The organism is Streptomyces sp. NPDC029956, from assembly GCF_055574655.1.
The window spans coordinates 68,726-84,010 of sequence record NZ_JBVHZJ010000026.1 but is presented as its reverse complement, the minus strand read 5'-3'; the positions used below and the strand labels follow the sequence as shown (position 1 = coordinate 84,010).

Sequence of the window (15,285 nt, the reverse complement as noted above, 5' to 3'; positions counted from 1 at the left end):
TCCGGGCCTGCGCGCGACCACGAGCGAGCGGCGGCAGCTGCTCAACGTCGCCTACCGGCTGCTGGGATCCCTCGCGGACGTGGAGGACGTCGTCCTGGCAGACCTCCGGCGGCGCTGGTACGCGAGGTCCCGGTCGGAGGGCAGACTCCGCCCATGGCGGTTGTTCTGACCGCCCGGCAGTGACGGCCGGGTGGTGGGGCCGTCCGAGGTCAAGGATCGCCGGGTCACGGGTCTGCCCCAGAGGGCGACGTACGGGAAACGACACGGGCGCCGTGTGGGGGCGGGGTGTTCCTGGCCCCGGCGGTCTGTCATGACCCGGGCTTGTAACAGGGCTGTACCGCGGGTCGGTGGGACGGAACGGCCCGGCGTCGGGACGGGTCTTGGGCTTCGGAAACGCTGACTTCCACCGAGCAACCGGGCACCCGCCACCGACACCGAGGAAGAAACCATGCGCGTTCACAAGCTCACCTTCACCGCCGCCCTGGCCATCGTTGCGGGGCTCTCGCTGACGGCCTGCAACGACGGCGACGCGAAGGGGCAGGGCGCTCTGCCGTCCTCCACCGCGGCCGCCTCGGCCGGCGGTACGGACCAGGGCGACGCGGGTCAGGGCCAGGGGAAGGACTCCGCGGGACAGGACTCCGCCGGACAGAACTCGGGTGGACAGAACTCGGGTGGACAGGGCCCCGGAGGGAAGGGTCCCGGAGGGCCGAGCTCCGGAGGGCAGGGTGCGGCAGCCGGGACCGGCTCCGACGAGAGCGGCAAGACCGAGGGGACCGGGACGTCCGGGGAGGCCGGGAAGACTGGAAAGACCGGGCAGTGCCGCACCGACGAGCTGGAGATCACCGCGACGGACAACACCATCGAGGGTGACCCCGACGGCACCGTCGTCGTGGAGCTGACGAACGATGGGGGCCGGGACTGCGTGGTGTCCGGTTACGCGGGTGTCGACCTCCGGACGACCGCGGGCACGCTGTCCGCGAAGCGCACGGGTGTGCAAGGCGCCTCGGTCACCCTCAAGAGCGGGAAGTCGGTGGCCTTCGCCATCAGCTACCCCGTGAACAAGACGGGCGGCTCCGGCGCCCGCATCACGGGACTCCTGGTGACCCCGCCGAACGAGACGAAGACGGTCGCTCTGGCCTGGCCGGGCGCTGCGACCCTGCCCGTCACGGAGGACCCCGGATCCCCGGTGGAAGTCGGTCCGATCGGCAGCGCGGGGCAGGGGGGCTGAGGCGAGCCGGCCCTGCGGCCAGCCCGCGCGACCGGTCCTGCGACCGGGCTCTGCGACGCCGGTTCGGCACGCCCGATCGCCGCCGGGACACGCTCGCTGGTCCGGCCCGCGCCGCTGGGCCCTACGACGCCGGTTCGGCGCGCCCGACCTGACAACTCCCGGGTTCACCTGCAACGCCGCGCCCCAAGAGCCTGTCCCGGGGCCCGCTGAGCAGGCAGCCGGTGCCGAAGGGTCAGCCGCTGGAGGCTGTGGGCGCGGGTGTGTGGATGTACCCGGGCGGGTTGTGAGGCGAGAAGGGCCACAGTCGCACCGAGTTGCCGTCCCCACCTGTGGCCAGTCTCTCCCAGCCGGGGCTGAGGGCGACTGGCACGGAGCCCAGCCCTTCGGCGATCTCGGCCTCGCCGGTGACGGCTCGGGTCGCGGTGGACCACAGGCGCAGTTTCGCGGATCCGACGAAGTAGGAAACGGCGGCGATCGAGTCGCCGTCCGGGCCGGCCGTCACCCAGTCGGCCTTCTCATCGCCGAACTGCGCGATGCTCCGGTCGTCCCGGTCGTGCAGGCGCAGCCTGTCGCTACCGGTGATGACGGCGCTTCCGTCAGGCGTGAACGCCATGGACAGCAAGCCCCTGTCCACGGCTTCCAACTCCGTGGTCTTCGAGCCCGACCCCGGCTCCCACAGGCGGAGTCTCCCGTCCTCGTCGCCGATGGCGAGGGCCTTTCCGTCGTGGCTGAACGCGAGGGTCGTCACCGCCTCCCAGTCGTCGCCCAGCGTCTCGACGAGGGCACCGGTGGCTGCGTTCCAGATCAGGACATCCCTGTCGCCGTTGGTCGCGATGGTCTTGCCGTCGGGGCTGAACTCGACCGGGTACGACACGGGGCCACTTCGGTCCAGGGTACGGGTGAGGGATCGGGTCGCCACGTTCCAGAGGTGCACGCGGGGTATCGGGCCGTTGGTGCTGACGGCCAGGGTCTTGCCGTCGGGGCTGAAGCGGACCTCGTACACCTCGATCGGATAGTCGTCCCGGGCAGGGTCCGGCGGCACTTCGAGGGTGGCGGCAAGGGTGCCGGCGACCACGTCCCAGAGCCGTACGGTGCGGTCCTTGCACCCGCCGGCCAGGAGAGTTCCGTCGTGGTTGAACGCCAGCGACAGGACAGGGTTCTGAGCGCCGGTGAGTGCGGTCCACGGCGGGGGTGCCTTGGCCTCGTCCCCGGTGAACTGGCGCGCAGCGAGGGCGGAAGCTCCCCCCACCGCGGCCAGGGCGGCCAGTCCGCCCAGGAGGACGCTGCGACGGCGCGGCCCGGGGGCATCCGTGCGACGGGGGGCGCTTTGGGCCGTGTCCGGAACGGCGGAGGCGGTGGGCATGTCGGCGAACCCGCGACCGGCACCGGAGGCGCGTGCGCGATCCGGTGCACGGGCGAGGTCCACCACCGTGGGCGTGCGCGCGGGGGTTTCGGGCTCGCTTGCCGTGCCCATGAGGGAACGCAGCCTCTGAGTGGCGGCGCGGGCGTCAGGACGCGATGCCGGGTCCTTGTGAAGGAGTTCACCGATCAGCTCTGCCAGCGGTCCCGCATGCGCGGGCGCCGGGACGGGTTGCGTCAGTACGGCCGTGATGACCGCGGTGAGGGTCGGCCCGTCGAACGGCGGCCGTCCTTCGACGGCCGCGTACAGCGTGGCACCGAGCGCCCACAGGTCCGCCGGAGCCTCGACGCGCCGGCCCTCCAACTGCTCGGGAGGCATGAACTGTGGTGTCCCGATGATGGTGTGTGTTGCCGTCAGGTGCTGTGTGGCGTCGAGAAGTCGCGCGATGCCGAAGTCGGCGATGACAGGCCGTTCACCGGCGAGGAGGACGTTGTCTGGTTTGAGATCGCGGTGCACCACCCCGGCGGCATGGGCGTGTGCGAGGGCATCCGCGATTCCGACGCCGAGGCCTGCAACGAGCTCCCAGCCGAGGCGGCCCTGTGTCCTGACGAGTTCCCCGAGCGAGGGACCGGCGACGAACTCCATGACGATCCACGGAACACCACGATCGTGGACCACGTCGTGCACGGCCACCACACCCGGGTGCCGAAGCCGGGCAGCGGCCCGCGCCTCCCGCTCCGTCCGCGCGATCAACTCGGACCGCAGACCCGCTGCCGCGTCACCCGGCACCAGTACTTCCTTGACCGCCACTTCACGGTCGAGGCGATCATCGTGAGCACGCCAAACCTGGCCCATGCCGCCGCGACCGATCGCCTGGACCAGTCGGTAACGCCCACCCACCAGCTCACCGGCTGCGCTCGTCATGCCGGATACCTTAGAGCCATGCCGTCCCGTGGCCTCGTCCGGCCGGACCTTCGCCGCCGTCTGTGACGAGATCCACCTGATCTACGACGCGGAGCGGATCGCCCGCAGCGACGGCCGCACGGTCGTCTCCACCCGTCCAAGGAACCGGTAGCGACTGCCATGCGGTACGCCGCTACCTGTCCACCGAACCGGTGGCGACGACGATGCAGTACGCCGCTACCGGTTCAGTGGACCGGAGCCGTCGACGGCCGGAAGAGCGACCTGCCCGCGCGCGGGCAGGGGGGCTGCGGGGGTGTGCGGTCGGGGTCTCAGTTGCGGGCGTTCAGTTCCGCGACGATCGAGGCCGGCGTGTGGCCGCTCCCGTCGGATATCCGGTGGAAGTCGACCGAGACGAAGTTCGGGTCGCGGTCGCCGGCCGCCGGGCGGCAGCGCTGGTCGATGCGGTCCCGCAGTGTGGCTCCGTTGTCGAGAGCTGCGTTGATGACCGTGGGTACGTTCCGATGGTGGCTCATGGTGAAAAGCCTTCGGAATCCCGGTTCCTGACGGTCCAGCGGTACGTCGGACCACCGGCTGACGCAGGAGAGGTCGTTGCCGAGGTCGCCGAGGCTCCAGAAGTTGCTGACGGTCCAGGCCTTGTCGTACATGACCCCCAGGTGCTCACGGTCAGGCTCGTCGCTGAAGATCAGCAGGCGCTTCCCGGAGCCGACGAGGTCGGTCATCCTCGGCCAGCCCTGCCGGCGCACGCTCCACGCATCCGGCCGGAAGAGGAGCTGATCGAGGCCGCGCACCCGGCCGAGTGAGTTCCCCAGCTGCTGGGCGCTGACGTAGTCCTCCAGGAAGATGGTCACCACCTCCTGAGGATTCGCCGCGAGGAAGTCCACCACGGTCTGCATGCTGCCCTGCAAGGACTGCCGGGGCAGCGCGTACGTGACCCCCGCGAAGGTCTTGCACTCGCCATGACAGAGGTGGACGTCGCTCGGGTAGCAGTCGCTGCCGAAGCTGATGACGCAGAGCCAGGTGCTGCGCTCGTACCAGTGGGTGTCCAGGCTCAGGCCGCGCACGCCGTTCTCGAGCTGGTGGCGTAGGGACTCGGACTGGGACACCGAACTCCATCGGGAGTCCTCGTAGTTGGTGAACGCGTTGTGGGTTCCGAGGAAGGAGACCTGGTCGAGCCGCCGGTCGCCCCAGCGTGCCTGGGCCTGGGCCACGGCAGAGCCGTTCGCTGTCGCGGCGGTGGACGCGACGGACCGGTCGGGCGGGGGCGGTGCGGCACTGGCCAGGGCCGGCGCCCCGAGAAGACTCAGCAGGAGAAGGAGGATGAAGGAGAACCGGACGGGTCTCGTCGAGAACGCGGTCCCGGCCGGGCGCGGTCCGGACCGCAGGGCCGCACCGAGACGGGCGGCCGTTCGAATTGGCATGTCCATGGTCGGCATGAAGGGGAGCGTAGCGCGCCGAAAGATGATTCCGACCTGCTTTTTCGGTTATGGGGTGAAATGGCGTGGTGGTGACGTCTGTCGTCATCGCCCATAGGCGGAGCGGCGCACCCCTGCCGACCCTCAGGAGGTCGTCCCTCAGCGTCTGGGCGGCTCGGGACTACTGAACTACCGGTCAGTCATATGCATGGTGTGCCCCTTGTGTCGACGGACGCAAGACTCCGGACCGAGGGAAGTTCAGCGTGTGCCCGAGCGGTCGGCGCGGCACTCTTCAAGGTGGGTTGGGTCTGCCGGACCCAGAGGGTGGATCCGTGGGGCCAGGGGGGGGCAGGCTGGGTCGGCCGTGAGGTGCCGGCGCGCAAAGCCCCCAGCGGAAGGCGCTGTTGGGGAAACCCGGTCGACAGGCGAACCTGCGAACCGCTGTGATTGCCCCGACAGGCCGCCGCACGGGGCGGGCCGACGCCAGGAGGCGCGCGTGACAACCGAGAGAGTCGCGGACACCCGTACCGCGATCGATGCCGCACTGGTCAGGCGCCTGGTCGATGCGCAGTTCCCCCAGTGGGCCGGCCTGTCCTTGGAGCTGGTCGACCCGGCCGGTTCGGACCATGTGATCTACCGGCTGGGCGAGGACCTGTCCGTCCGGCTGCCCCGTCGGTCCGGGGTCATCGGGCAGGCAGGGAAGGAGTCCGAGTGGCTGCCCCGGCTCGCCCCGCATCTCCCGCTGGCCGTCCCGGTTCCTGTGGGGGTGGGGAAGCCCGGCTTCGGCTATCCATGGACGTGGTCGGTGTCCCGCTGGCTGGCGGGTGAGGTGGCGACCGTCGAGGAGCTGGCCCATTCGTCCGAGGCAGCCGTCGAACTGGCCGGATTCCTGACCGCCCTCCAGCGGTTCGAGCCCCAGGAGACGCCGGCCCTGGGGACCCGCGAGGATCTCGCCATGCGGCCGCTGGCCGCACGGGACCGCGCGACGCGGGCCGCCATCGCCGAGGCCGACGGCGCGTTCGATGCCGCGGCCATGACGGGGCTGTGGGATGCGGCCCTGAGCGCCCCCGGGTGGGACCGCCCACCTGTCTGGTTCCACGGTGACTTCCACCATGGCAACCTGCTGACCGTCGACGGCCGCCTCAGCGCGGTCATCGACTTCGGCGGGCTGGGCATCGGCGACCCGGCCTGCGACCTGATGATCGCCTTCACCCTGATGTCGGCGGAGCCCCGGGCCGCCTTCCGCGCGGCGCTCGGCGTGGACGACGCCACCTGGATGCGGGGCCGCGGCTGGGCGTTGGCCACGGGCTTGAACGCCTACACCCACTACGCCGCCGTCAACCCCCGAGTCGCCGCGCAGACCACCCGCCAGATCACCGAGGCCCTCATCGGCTAGGACATGTCGGGCGATCATGGCTAACCCAAGAGGTGCTGCAAGGGTGCTGGGATGCAGCACATGCCGGATGAGCCGTCGTTCCTGCCCGCTCCGTGGTGGGTGCCCGATCGTGGCATGTACGAGTTCGAGCTGGAACTGCGTCGCGAGCTCTCCCTTGGGCACCCACTGCACGAAGCAGAGGTCTCCGCTGCGGCGCAATGCGAAGGGTGTGACGACGTCCTGTTCAAGGTCGCGAACCGGTCGTTTCCCTGGGCTGTGGTTCACCTGACGTGGACAGGCCGGGAAGAATGCGCGCCCTGGCCGATGACGACGCCGCTCACCAGGCTGGCCGAGCTGCTCACCGAGTGGGCCGACCACGGCTGCAACGACACCGAGGCAGCGCCTCCGGGACCACGTTCGTAGCCAGATCGCGACGGAGGCCGCGGTGGCGGTGCCGAGGGAGGCGTAGCCGGGCTTGTCGTACCGAGTCGCGACTGCCCGCGACTGCTTCAGGCGGTTGACCGCCCGCTCGACGGTGCTGCGCTTCTTGTGCCGCTCCTCATCGAAGCCGGGTGGCCGTCCGCCGCGTGAGCCTTTGCGCAGGCGGGCGGCTCGGCTGTCCTCCGGCCGTCGCGGGGTGTCGTCGGCGGCCGGAAGGAGTCTCGCTCGGGCAACCCACCGGCAGGTCTCGACGTCCCACTCCGTGACGGACGGCTGCCGATCACACGGGAGAGAACACGTGGCGAAGAAGGACCGGACGGCGGATACGGCGGGAGAGAGGGACCGCGAGAAGTGGATGGCGCGTTTCCAGGTACGGCTCGCCATGCAGCCGGGCGTGGACCGGGAGGTTGTGCTTCGGGCGGTCAAGGAGGTCACGACGCACTGCGCGGAGACGGGGGAGCACCCGCGGGCCGCCTTCGGTGACCCGGACGCCTACGCCGTGCTGACCGCCGAACGGTTGGTTCCGGAGGACCGGGCGGTGCGCGCGAGGCGGCGCGACGGCAGGGTGGCCGCGCTCGACTCCGTACTCCAGCGGGCCAGGGACGTCACCGGCATGTGACGGTGAAGAGAGCCGCACGGTGCGGACCGCCACTTCCACGCCGCAGGTGCGAGTGTGGGCGGCGTCTGCGACGCGGGGCGGTGCGTTTCGGGCGAGCCGCCCGGAGGGTGTGACCGTCGCAGACCCCGCTCCAGCCGTCGGTGCATGCGGTGGGTGCGGTGCACCGGGCGCTGGTGGCGCTGCAGCGACTGCAAGCGTGCTTCGGTGGTGCGGGCATCGTGAGGGGCGTCTCCCCTCCCGGCTGCCGGTTCCTCCTGCTCCTCCTGGTCAGCTCGGAGGTGCGGGATCGGCAGCGAGTGCGGCGGCGACCGTGAAGAGACGGGCGCAGCGCCGTGTCATGGCCTCCGGCGTCTCCTCGGGATGCTTGACCCACCAGCGGACGAGGGTCCCGACCAGGTCCGTCCAGACGTGGCGGAGCACGTCGGCGTCCATGGGGTCGGTGGATCCGGCGGCGCGCAGCAGCTCGGTGGTGCCGTCGGCCGCGAGCGCGTCGATGGCCGACCGGTGGATCGCCGCCGTCCGGGCGGCCTCACCGTCGGGCGGCAGGGTGCGGTCGTAGAGGACGAACCAGGCCTCCCGGTGTCCCTCCAGTGCGACGAAGATGCCGCGGAGTACCCGCAGGGGAGTGTGCGGGGTCGTTCCCTCGTCGCCCATTGCCGTGCGGATCGTGTCGAGCAGGCCTTCCCCGACGGGCGCCAGGCAGGCGACGTACAGGTCTTCCTTCGTGCCGAAGTACTGGTGCAGCAGCGTCTTGGTGACCCCGACGCGTTCCGCGACGGCTGCCAGGGAGGCGGCGGCGTATCCGCGGCTTCCGAACTCCTCCGTGGCGGCCTCCAGCATCTGCTGCCGACGGAGGTGCCGGGGGACGCCCTTGGTGCCTGCCTTCGAACGAGGGGTTGCCATGCGCGGATATTATCAGTAAGTAATTTACCTCTCGGTAAATTCACTCGCGGCCTCTGGAGCGCCCATGTCCGGCACGACGACGCAGTCGATCCCGCCCGCCCCCCTCCGGTCCTGGTGGGGCTGGGGATGGGAAAGCGCCCACCCCGACGACGCCGAGTGCGCGGCGATGGGAGCCCTGCTGCCCGGAACCCTGGCCCGCCCGCTCCCCGTGCCCCGTATCGCCGATCTGGGCATCGGGGCACCCGTGGTCCAGCCCACCGCGAGCCTGTCGCGGCTGATCAGCACCGACCCGGACGACCGCGCCGCCCACGCGATGGGCAAGGCGTACCGGGACATCGCGCGAGCCCTACGAGGCCGTCCGGGCCGGATCCCCGACCTGGTCGCCTTCCCGACGGAGGAGCGGGAGGTGGTCGACCTCCTGGACTGGGCCGGCGGACACCAGGTCGCCGTCGTGCCCTTCGGCGGCGGGTCCTCGGTGGTGGGCGGGGTCGAGTACCGAGGCGACCGGCATCGCGCGGTGCTCTCCCTCGACCTGACCAGGATGGACCGGGTGCTGCAGGTCGACACCGAGGGCAGGGCCGCCCGCATCCAGGCGGGGACGCTCGGCCCGAGCCTGGAGAACCAGCTGCGTCCGCACGGCCTGACACTCCGGCACTTCCCGCAGAGCTTCGAGTTCTCCACCCTCGGCGGCTGGCTCGCGACCCGGGCCGGCGGCCACTACGCCACCGGCCGCACGCACATCGACGACTTCGTCCAGTCGCTGCGGGTGGTCACCCCGGCCGGCACCGCGGAGTCGTGGCGGCTGCCCGCCTCGGGCGCGGGTCCCTCGCCGGACCGGATGTTCCTCGGCTCGGAGGGAGCGCTCGGCATCATCACCGAGGCGTGGGTACGGCTCCAGGCCCGCCCGGTCCACAAGGCGTCCGCCTCGCTCGCCTTCGACGAATTCGGCGCCGCACTCGGGGCGGTCCGCGCCCTCGCGCAGTCCGACCTCGGCCCCGCCAACTGCCGGCTGCTCGACTCCGGCGAAGCCGCGCTGGCCGGCGCCGCTCGGGACGGCTCGGCCGTCCTCGTGCTCGGCTTCGAGTCCGCCGACGCCCCGGTCGACGCCCGGCTCGCCCAGGCAGTCGACCTGGCCCGCTCCCACGGGGGCCGACGCGAGCCGTCCGGCGCCGGTACGGACGGTGCTCCCGCCGACGAGGCGGTGAACGCGTGGCGGTCGGCCTTCCTGCGGATGCCCTACCTCCGGGACGGCCTGGCGCGGATGGGCGCCGTCGCGGAGACCTTCGAGACGGCGGCCACCTGGGACCGTATACCCGCCCTCGTCGAGGACGTCCGCAGAACGGTCAGCGAGGCGGCGCTCAAGATCTCGGGCCATCCGGCCACCGTCAACTGCCGTCTCACGCACGTCTATCCGGACGGCGCGGCACCCTACTTCACCGTGCTCGCCGCGGGCCGCCCGGGGGACGAGGTCGCCTTCTGGGACGAGCTGAAGGCCGTGGTGGGGGAGGTGCTCCACCGCCATCGGGCCACCATCACCCACCACCATGCCGTCGGCCGCGACCACCGGCCGGGCTACGACCGCCAGCGGCCGGAGCCCTTCGCCCTCGCACTGCGCGCCGCCAAGGGCGCCCTCGACCCGCACGGCATCCTCAACCCGGGGGTGCTGGTGGACTGAGGCGGTCTTGCCCCACCCGGCACGGAGGTGGGGCCCGGCCGGTGGCCGGCTGGTCCCGGTACGTGACCCGGGGAAGCCCTCGGGAGGACCACCCGCACCCTCCTGCGGGCGCCTCGGACCCGGGCGGCGTGCGAGCGCGGCCGGCGGAGTCGTCATCCGGGGCCGGCAGGACCACCGGCGGCTGCCTCCTTCGGCGGCGGGCAGCACGATGAGCGGCTGAGAGGCGTCGGCCCGCGGGCGGACCACGCCGGGCGGCCTCCACCGCCGTCACGGCGAGGCACGGGCGGCCGGATGGAGGGACAATGGCTTCGATGATGACCGTGCTGATAGCAGGCCTGCCCGAGGGCGCCGAACTGGAATCGGTGCGCGCCCGCGTCCACTCCAGCCCGCACTTCCGCATCGTCGCCCACGCCTACGAGCCCCGGATCGCCCTGGCCCAGGCCCGTGTGCTGCTGCCCGACATCGCGGTGATCACCCGCCACCTGCCCCACCCCGAGGCCGACCTCGCCCGCTACCGTCTCCTACGGGACCTGCGTGCCCTGGATCCACCCACCGGGATCGTCCTCCGCAGGGACGCCGGAGAGCCGGACCGGCCGCTGGGCCCGGGCGCCGAACCCCTGGACGGATCGATCCACGAGGTGCGCCGCGGGGAGCTCGACGCTCTCTGGGCGGCCCTGGTCACCATCGGCCGCCGCCGCGCCACCTGCGACACCGACCCGACGGGGCTCTGACCCCCAGCGGCCCGGCCAGGCACGTGGAGCCGACGCGAGCCGACCGGTGCACCGGTGCCGGGCGGGGACTCATGGGACATGGCCCGGCACCCGGCTCAGGTTCCGGGGAGGATGCGGCGCGTTTCGTAGGCCCACATCGCGATCTCGACCCGGTTGCGGGCGCCGAGTTTGGCCATCAGGCTGGCCAGATGCGTCTTCACCGTGCTGAGGCTGATGTGCAGTGCATCGGCGATCTCGGTGTTGGTCAGCCCGCGGGCGACGGCGAGGAGCACCTGCTCCTCGCGGGCGGTGACGGGGGAGACCGGCTGGGCCGCGGGCCGGCCGGCGGGCAGGTCCGCGAATGCCTGGAGCAGACGGACGGTGACGCTGGGCGCGATGAGCGCCTCGCCGTCGGACGCCGACCGTACGGCCTGGGCCAGAAGGTCCGCTCCCGTGTCCTTCAGGAGGAATCCGCGGGCGCCTGCACGCAGTGAGCCGTAGACGTACTCGTCGAGGTCGAACGTGGTGATGACGACCACGGCCAGCGGGTCGGCGACGCCCGGGCCGGCGACCAGCCGGGTGGCCTCGAGCCCGTCGATCACGGGCATGCGGATGTCGAACAGGCATACGTCGGGGCGCAGTTCGCGGGCCAGACGTACCGCCTCCTGTCCGTCGGCGGCCTCGCCGACCACCTCGATGCCGGGCTGGGCGTTCAGCATGATCCGCAGCCCGGTGCGGATGATGGTCTGGTCGTCAGCGACGAGGACGCGGATGGGCACCGCTCTCGGTCCTCCCTCTCGGCAGCTCGGCTTCGACATGCCAGCCCTGGTCGGCGCCGGGGCCGGCCCGTAGTGTGCCGCCGAGCAGCGTCGCGCGCTCGCGCAGTCCGGTGAGTCCGTACCCGACACGGCCTCGGCCGGTGCGGTGGCCGTTGTCGCGCACGCTCACCCGTACCGTCTGCCGTTCCGCGGTGACCCGGACGACGACCTCGGTCGCGTCGACCGCATGGCGCATCGCGTTGGTCACGGACTCCTGCACAATGCGGTAGACGGCCGCGTCCACGGCCGGGGGCAGCGCGTCCAGTTCGCCGTCGAGACCCAGGTCGACCCTGAGGCGACCACCCGGGGTGCGCACCAGCCGCTCCAGATCCGCGACACCGGCAGGCGGCGCCAGCTCGGCGCCGGCCTCGCGGTCGCGCAGCGCGGCGACCATGGCCCGCATCTCCTCCAGCGTGCGCGCCCCTTCCTCCTCGACCCCCTCCAGCGCCTCGACGGCGGCGGACGGGTCGGTGCCCGCGAGGACCCGACCCGCCTGGGCACTGATCACCATGGCCGACACGTGGTGGGCCACTGTGTCGTGCAGTTCCCGGGCGAGCTGCTCACGCTCGCGGGAGCGTACCTGCTCCAACTGCCGCTCGCGAGCGGTCCCCCAGAACCGCACGACCGCCCCGATCAAGCCGGGCAGCCACAGGAAGACGAAGCCCCCGACCTGTTCGGCGGCCGGGATGTCGTCCGCGACGACCCCCAGCGTGAAGGCCGTGAGGATCACCGCGCTGCCCAGCACGATCTCCCGTCCCGATCCCCACCGGGGCAGCGCGTACACCAGCACGAGCACGACCAGGCCGGTGTCCAGGCCGACGTGCTCGCGCGGTGCGGCGACCAGCGAGGCCAGCTGGAGCAGGATCACCGAGCCGAACCCCAGCGTGACCATCGCCAGAGGGCGGGTCCGGCGCCACAGGGGCAGCAGGCACAGCCATACGGCGAACACCACCGCCACCGGCCGCCACACGACGTTCTCGCGCAGGATGGCCTCCAGCACCACAGCGCCCAGGCTCGCGGCGAGGAGCGCCCAGTCCCGCCACACCCGGGCGGGCGCGTCGGCCGGCCGGGGTTCGGTCCACAGGGTTCGCAGGTCGTCTCGCAGCACGGTTCTCAGCTTAGAGGCCGCGCCGTGCCGCGCATCGGCCGAAAGTACGGGGTGTCACTCGGCCCTGGGGTCGACGGATCCGCGGCCCGCGAGCCGATGCCGCGGAGCGCCGCGGCGACGAACCTCGGCATCGGAGGCCGTACAAGGACGGCCGACGAGGTGGTTGGAGGACCCGATGCTCTCGAAAGCCCTGTTGCGCCTGGGCACAAGCGCCGCCCGCCATCCCTGGCGGGTGATCGCGGCATGGCTGGTCGCCGCCACGCTCGCCGTCCTCGCCGCCGTCGCCGTCGGCGGGCGGACCGCGGACTCGATGACCGCTCCGGGACTGGACTCCCAACGGGCCGCGCAACTGATCGAGCGGGCCGGCACCGGCCAGGAGGGCATGACCGCCCAAGTGGTCGTCACCCCCCTCGACGGCGGTGCGACGTTCTTCGACCACGGCACCGCGCGCACCGCTCTCACACGGCTGCAGACCGAGGTTCAGCGGCTGCCGCACGTGCTCGGCACGAGCGACCCGGCGGGGGCACTCGGCGCAGGCGGGGACACCACCGTGCGCGGCGGCCTCGTCTCGGCCGACGGGCGGATCGCGGTCGTCCGGGTGCAGTACCCCGACCAGAGCCGGCTGTCGGCCGAAGACCTCGACGCCCTCGTCGATCTCGGCGACCGGCTGCGCGCCGAGCTGCCCCTGCGCATCGAGATGGGCGGGAGCCTCTTCTACGCCTTCTCCGACCCCGACGGCGGCGCGAGCGAGCTGATCGGCCTCCTCGCCGCGGCCACGATTCTGTTCCTGGCGTTCGGTTCGCTCGTCGCCGCCGCGCTGCCGATCGGCATGGCGGTCTTCGGGCTGACCGTCGGCGTTGCCACGATGACGGTACTGGCGGGGGTGACGGACGTCCCGACCTTCGCCCCCGTCCTGGGCAGCATGGTCGGGCTCGGAGTGGGCATCGACTACGCACTGTTCGTGCTCGCCAGACACCGGGAGTACCTCGCGCGCGGGCTCGATCCCCGCGAGGCGGCGGGACGAGCGGTGGCCACGGCGGGGAGGCCCGTGGTCTTCGCCGGGGGCACCGTCGTCGTATCGATCCTCGGCCTGGCGGTCGCGAACGTACCGTTCATGACGGTGGGCGGGCTCGCCGTCTCGATCGTCGTTCTGATCATGGTGGTCGCGTCGGTGACGCTGCTGCCGGCCTTCCTCGGTGCCGCCGGCCCACGCCTGGCCCGTGCCGGCCGGATCGGCCGGGCTCTGCAGGCCAGGAAGCCGGGCCGACTCGCACGGCGGCGGGACCCGGCGGCAGGCGCCGCCCACGCCGCCGGGTGGCGTCGCTGGATCGGGCACGTCAGCCGGCACCCGGTGCCGTACGCGGTCGGCGCGGCGGCGCTGCTGCTGACGGCGACGCTGCCCGTGCTGGGTCTGCGCGTCGGCCTGCCCGACGACGGCTCACTGCCCCACAGCCGTACCGAGCGCCGGGCCTACGACCTCGTCGCCGAGGGGTTCGGCCCGGGCACCAACGGTCCCCTCGTCATCGCCGCGGACCCCGCCGGTGATCCGGGAGTGCTGGACCGTCTCGTCGGGACGGTCGCGGCGGATCCGGGGATCGCGTCCGTTGCGCCGACGCACATCGACCGGGCCACCGGCGTCGTGACCCTCGTGGTGTTCCCGACCACCAGCCCTCAGGACAAGGCCACGGCCGACACCATCGCCCGGCTGCGCACCGACGTGCTGCCCACGGCGATCGGGCCCGGCCCGGCCAGGGCCCACGTCGGCGGTGCCGCCGCGAGCCTGTCCGATGTGGGCGAACGCACCAGCCAGCGCCTGCCGGTGTTCGTCGCCGCCGTGCTGGCGATGTCGTTCCTGCTGCTGATGCTGGCCTTCCGCTCGATCCTCGTACCGCTCAAGGCGGTACTGCTGAATCTGCTGAGCATCGGCGCGTCCTACGGCATCATGGTCGCGGTCTTCCAGTGGGGCTGGGGAGGCGCACTCATCGGGCTGGAAGCGACGGTTCCGATCGTGTCGTTCATCCCGATGTTCCTCTTCGCCATCCTGTTCGGCCTGTCGATGGACTACGAGGTGTTCCTCCTCTCCCGCGTACGCGAGGAGTACCTGCGCACCGGCGACAACCGCACGGCGATCGTCGAGGGCGTCTCGGGCACCGCCCGGATCATCACCTCGGCCGCCCTCATCATGGTGGCGGTCTTCCTGTCCTTCGCCGTCGCCGAGGACCCCTCCACCAAGATGTTCGGGCTCGGCCTGGCCACCGCGATCTTCATCGACGCCACGGTCGTACGCATGGTGCTGGTTCCGGCGACCATGACACTCCTCGGCCGGACCAACTGGTGGCTGCCGAAGTGGCTGGACCGGATGCTTCCCCGCGGCCCGGTCGGCACCGACGACACCGACGCGGAATCCACGGGTGAGGGCCCGCGTCCACGGCTGGTCGACCGTTGACTCAAGCCCTGCCTGCCCCCGGCGTCCGGCACCTGAGCGCGTCGCCCGGGGGCACCGTGCTGTGAGCTTGTCGATCAGGCGTTCGACGGTGTTGACGCCGGCGTCATGCCACTGCCGGAAGCGGTTGTGGGCGGTCGACCAGGCGCCGAACTCCGTCCGGCACCTCCCGCCGCTGCCCGCCCGTCTCGAACCGCCGGATCTCGCCCTCGAACTGCTGCGTGCACGGGTCGGCACACCGGCCCGTGCACCAGAATCCGACCGGCCTG

13 protein-coding genes are annotated in these 15,285 nt (G+C 72.0%); 8 read left to right on the top strand and 5 right to left on the bottom strand.

From position 1 onward, the window contains the following. Positions 1 to 448: 448 nt before the first annotated feature. The gene (locus ACZ4XX_RS21620; protein ID WP_468509476.1) at positions 449 to 1,228 is read left to right on the top strand and encodes a DUF4232 domain-containing protein; all 780 of its coding nucleotides are present in this window, start codon (positions 449 to 451) and stop codon (positions 1,226 to 1,228) included. Between the two features lie 232 nt (positions 1,229 to 1,460). On the opposite strand, the gene ACZ4XX_RS21615 is transcribed toward ACZ4XX_RS21620, so the two are convergent. Beyond that, positions 1,461 to 3,512 carry a WD40 repeat domain-containing serine/threonine protein kinase gene (locus ACZ4XX_RS21615; protein ID WP_468509475.1) on the bottom strand — a complete coding sequence of 684 codons (2,052 nt, stop codon included), beginning with the start codon at positions 3,510 to 3,512 and terminating at the stop codon, positions 1,461 to 1,463. A 28-nt stretch (positions 3,513 to 3,540) separates the two neighbouring features. On the opposite strand from ACZ4XX_RS21615, the gene ACZ4XX_RS21610 reads away from it, so the two are divergent. Continuing rightward, positions 3,541 to 3,663: a hypothetical protein gene (locus ACZ4XX_RS21610; RefSeq protein WP_468509474.1), complete on the top strand. Its 123-nt coding sequence runs from the start codon at positions 3,541 to 3,543 to the stop codon at positions 3,661 to 3,663. Between the two features lie 157 nt (positions 3,664 to 3,820). On the opposite strand, the gene ACZ4XX_RS21605 is transcribed toward ACZ4XX_RS21610, so the two are convergent. Beyond that, positions 3,821 to 4,945 carry a PI-PLC domain-containing protein gene (locus ACZ4XX_RS21605; protein WP_468509473.1) on the bottom strand — a complete coding sequence of 375 codons (1,125 nt, stop codon included), beginning with the start codon at positions 4,943 to 4,945 and terminating at the stop codon, positions 3,821 to 3,823. Positions 4,946 to 5,420: 475 nt separating this feature from the next. Between ACZ4XX_RS21605 and ACZ4XX_RS21600 the strand changes: the two genes are divergently transcribed. The 3 genes from ACZ4XX_RS21600 to ACZ4XX_RS21590 all read left to right on the top strand — a co-directional run bounded on the left by ACZ4XX_RS21600 (position 5,421) and on the right by ACZ4XX_RS21590 (position 7,359). After that, on the top strand, positions 5,421 to 6,320 hold the full coding sequence (locus tag ACZ4XX_RS21600) for an aminoglycoside phosphotransferase family protein (RefSeq protein ID WP_468509472.1): 900 nt from the start codon (positions 5,421 to 5,423) through the stop codon (positions 6,318 to 6,320). 51 nt (positions 6,321 to 6,371) lie between these two features. Beyond that, the gene (locus tag ACZ4XX_RS21595; protein WP_468509471.1) at positions 6,372 to 6,722 is read left to right on the top strand and encodes a hypothetical protein; all 351 of its coding nucleotides are present in this window, start codon (positions 6,372 to 6,374) and stop codon (positions 6,720 to 6,722) included. A 316-nt stretch (positions 6,723 to 7,038) separates the two neighbouring features. Then, a complete protein-coding gene (locus ACZ4XX_RS21590; RefSeq protein ID WP_468509470.1) occupies positions 7,039 to 7,359 on the top strand; it encodes a hypothetical protein in 321 nt (106 codons plus the stop codon). A 267-nt stretch (positions 7,360 to 7,626) separates the two neighbouring features. Here ACZ4XX_RS21590 and ACZ4XX_RS21585 read toward each other — a convergent pair whose 3' ends face one another. Continuing rightward, positions 7,627 to 8,262 (bottom strand): TetR/AcrR family transcriptional regulator, encoded by a 636-nt coding sequence (locus tag ACZ4XX_RS21585; protein WP_468509469.1) that lies wholly within the window; start codon positions 8,260 to 8,262, stop codon positions 7,627 to 7,629. A gap of 64 nt (positions 8,263 to 8,326) precedes the next feature. Between ACZ4XX_RS21585 and ACZ4XX_RS21580 the strand changes: the two genes are divergently transcribed. Both ACZ4XX_RS21580 and ACZ4XX_RS21575 read left to right on the top strand, forming a co-directional pair. Then, entirely contained in the window at positions 8,327 to 9,937 is a 1,611-nt protein-coding gene (locus tag ACZ4XX_RS21580; RefSeq protein ID WP_468509468.1) for an FAD-binding oxidoreductase, read from the top strand. A gap of 302 nt (positions 9,938 to 10,239) precedes the next feature. Beyond that, positions 10,240 to 10,668: a hypothetical protein gene (locus ACZ4XX_RS21575; protein WP_468509467.1), complete on the top strand. Its 429-nt coding sequence runs from the start codon at positions 10,240 to 10,242 to the stop codon at positions 10,666 to 10,668. A gap of 95 nt (positions 10,669 to 10,763) precedes the next feature. Here the strand turns inward: ACZ4XX_RS21575 and ACZ4XX_RS21570 are convergent, their stop codons facing one another. Continuing rightward, complete coding sequence (locus ACZ4XX_RS21570; RefSeq protein WP_468509466.1) at positions 10,764 to 11,426, bottom strand: response regulator; 663 nt, start codon at positions 11,424 to 11,426, stop codon at positions 10,764 to 10,766. Continuing rightward, a complete protein-coding gene (locus ACZ4XX_RS21565) occupies positions 11,401 to 12,573 on the bottom strand; it encodes a sensor histidine kinase (protein WP_468509465.1) in 1,173 nt (390 codons plus the stop codon). The genes ACZ4XX_RS21570 and ACZ4XX_RS21565 overlap by 26 nt, the downstream gene beginning before the upstream one ends. A 175-nt stretch (positions 12,574 to 12,748) precedes the next feature. Here ACZ4XX_RS21565 and ACZ4XX_RS21560 point away from each other — a divergent pair, with 175 nt between their 5' ends. After that, the gene (locus ACZ4XX_RS21560; protein WP_468509464.1) at positions 12,749 to 15,019 is read left to right on the top strand and encodes an MMPL family transporter; all 2,271 of its coding nucleotides are present in this window, start codon (positions 12,749 to 12,751) and stop codon (positions 15,017 to 15,019) included. Positions 15,020 to 15,285 lie beyond the last annotated feature (266 nt).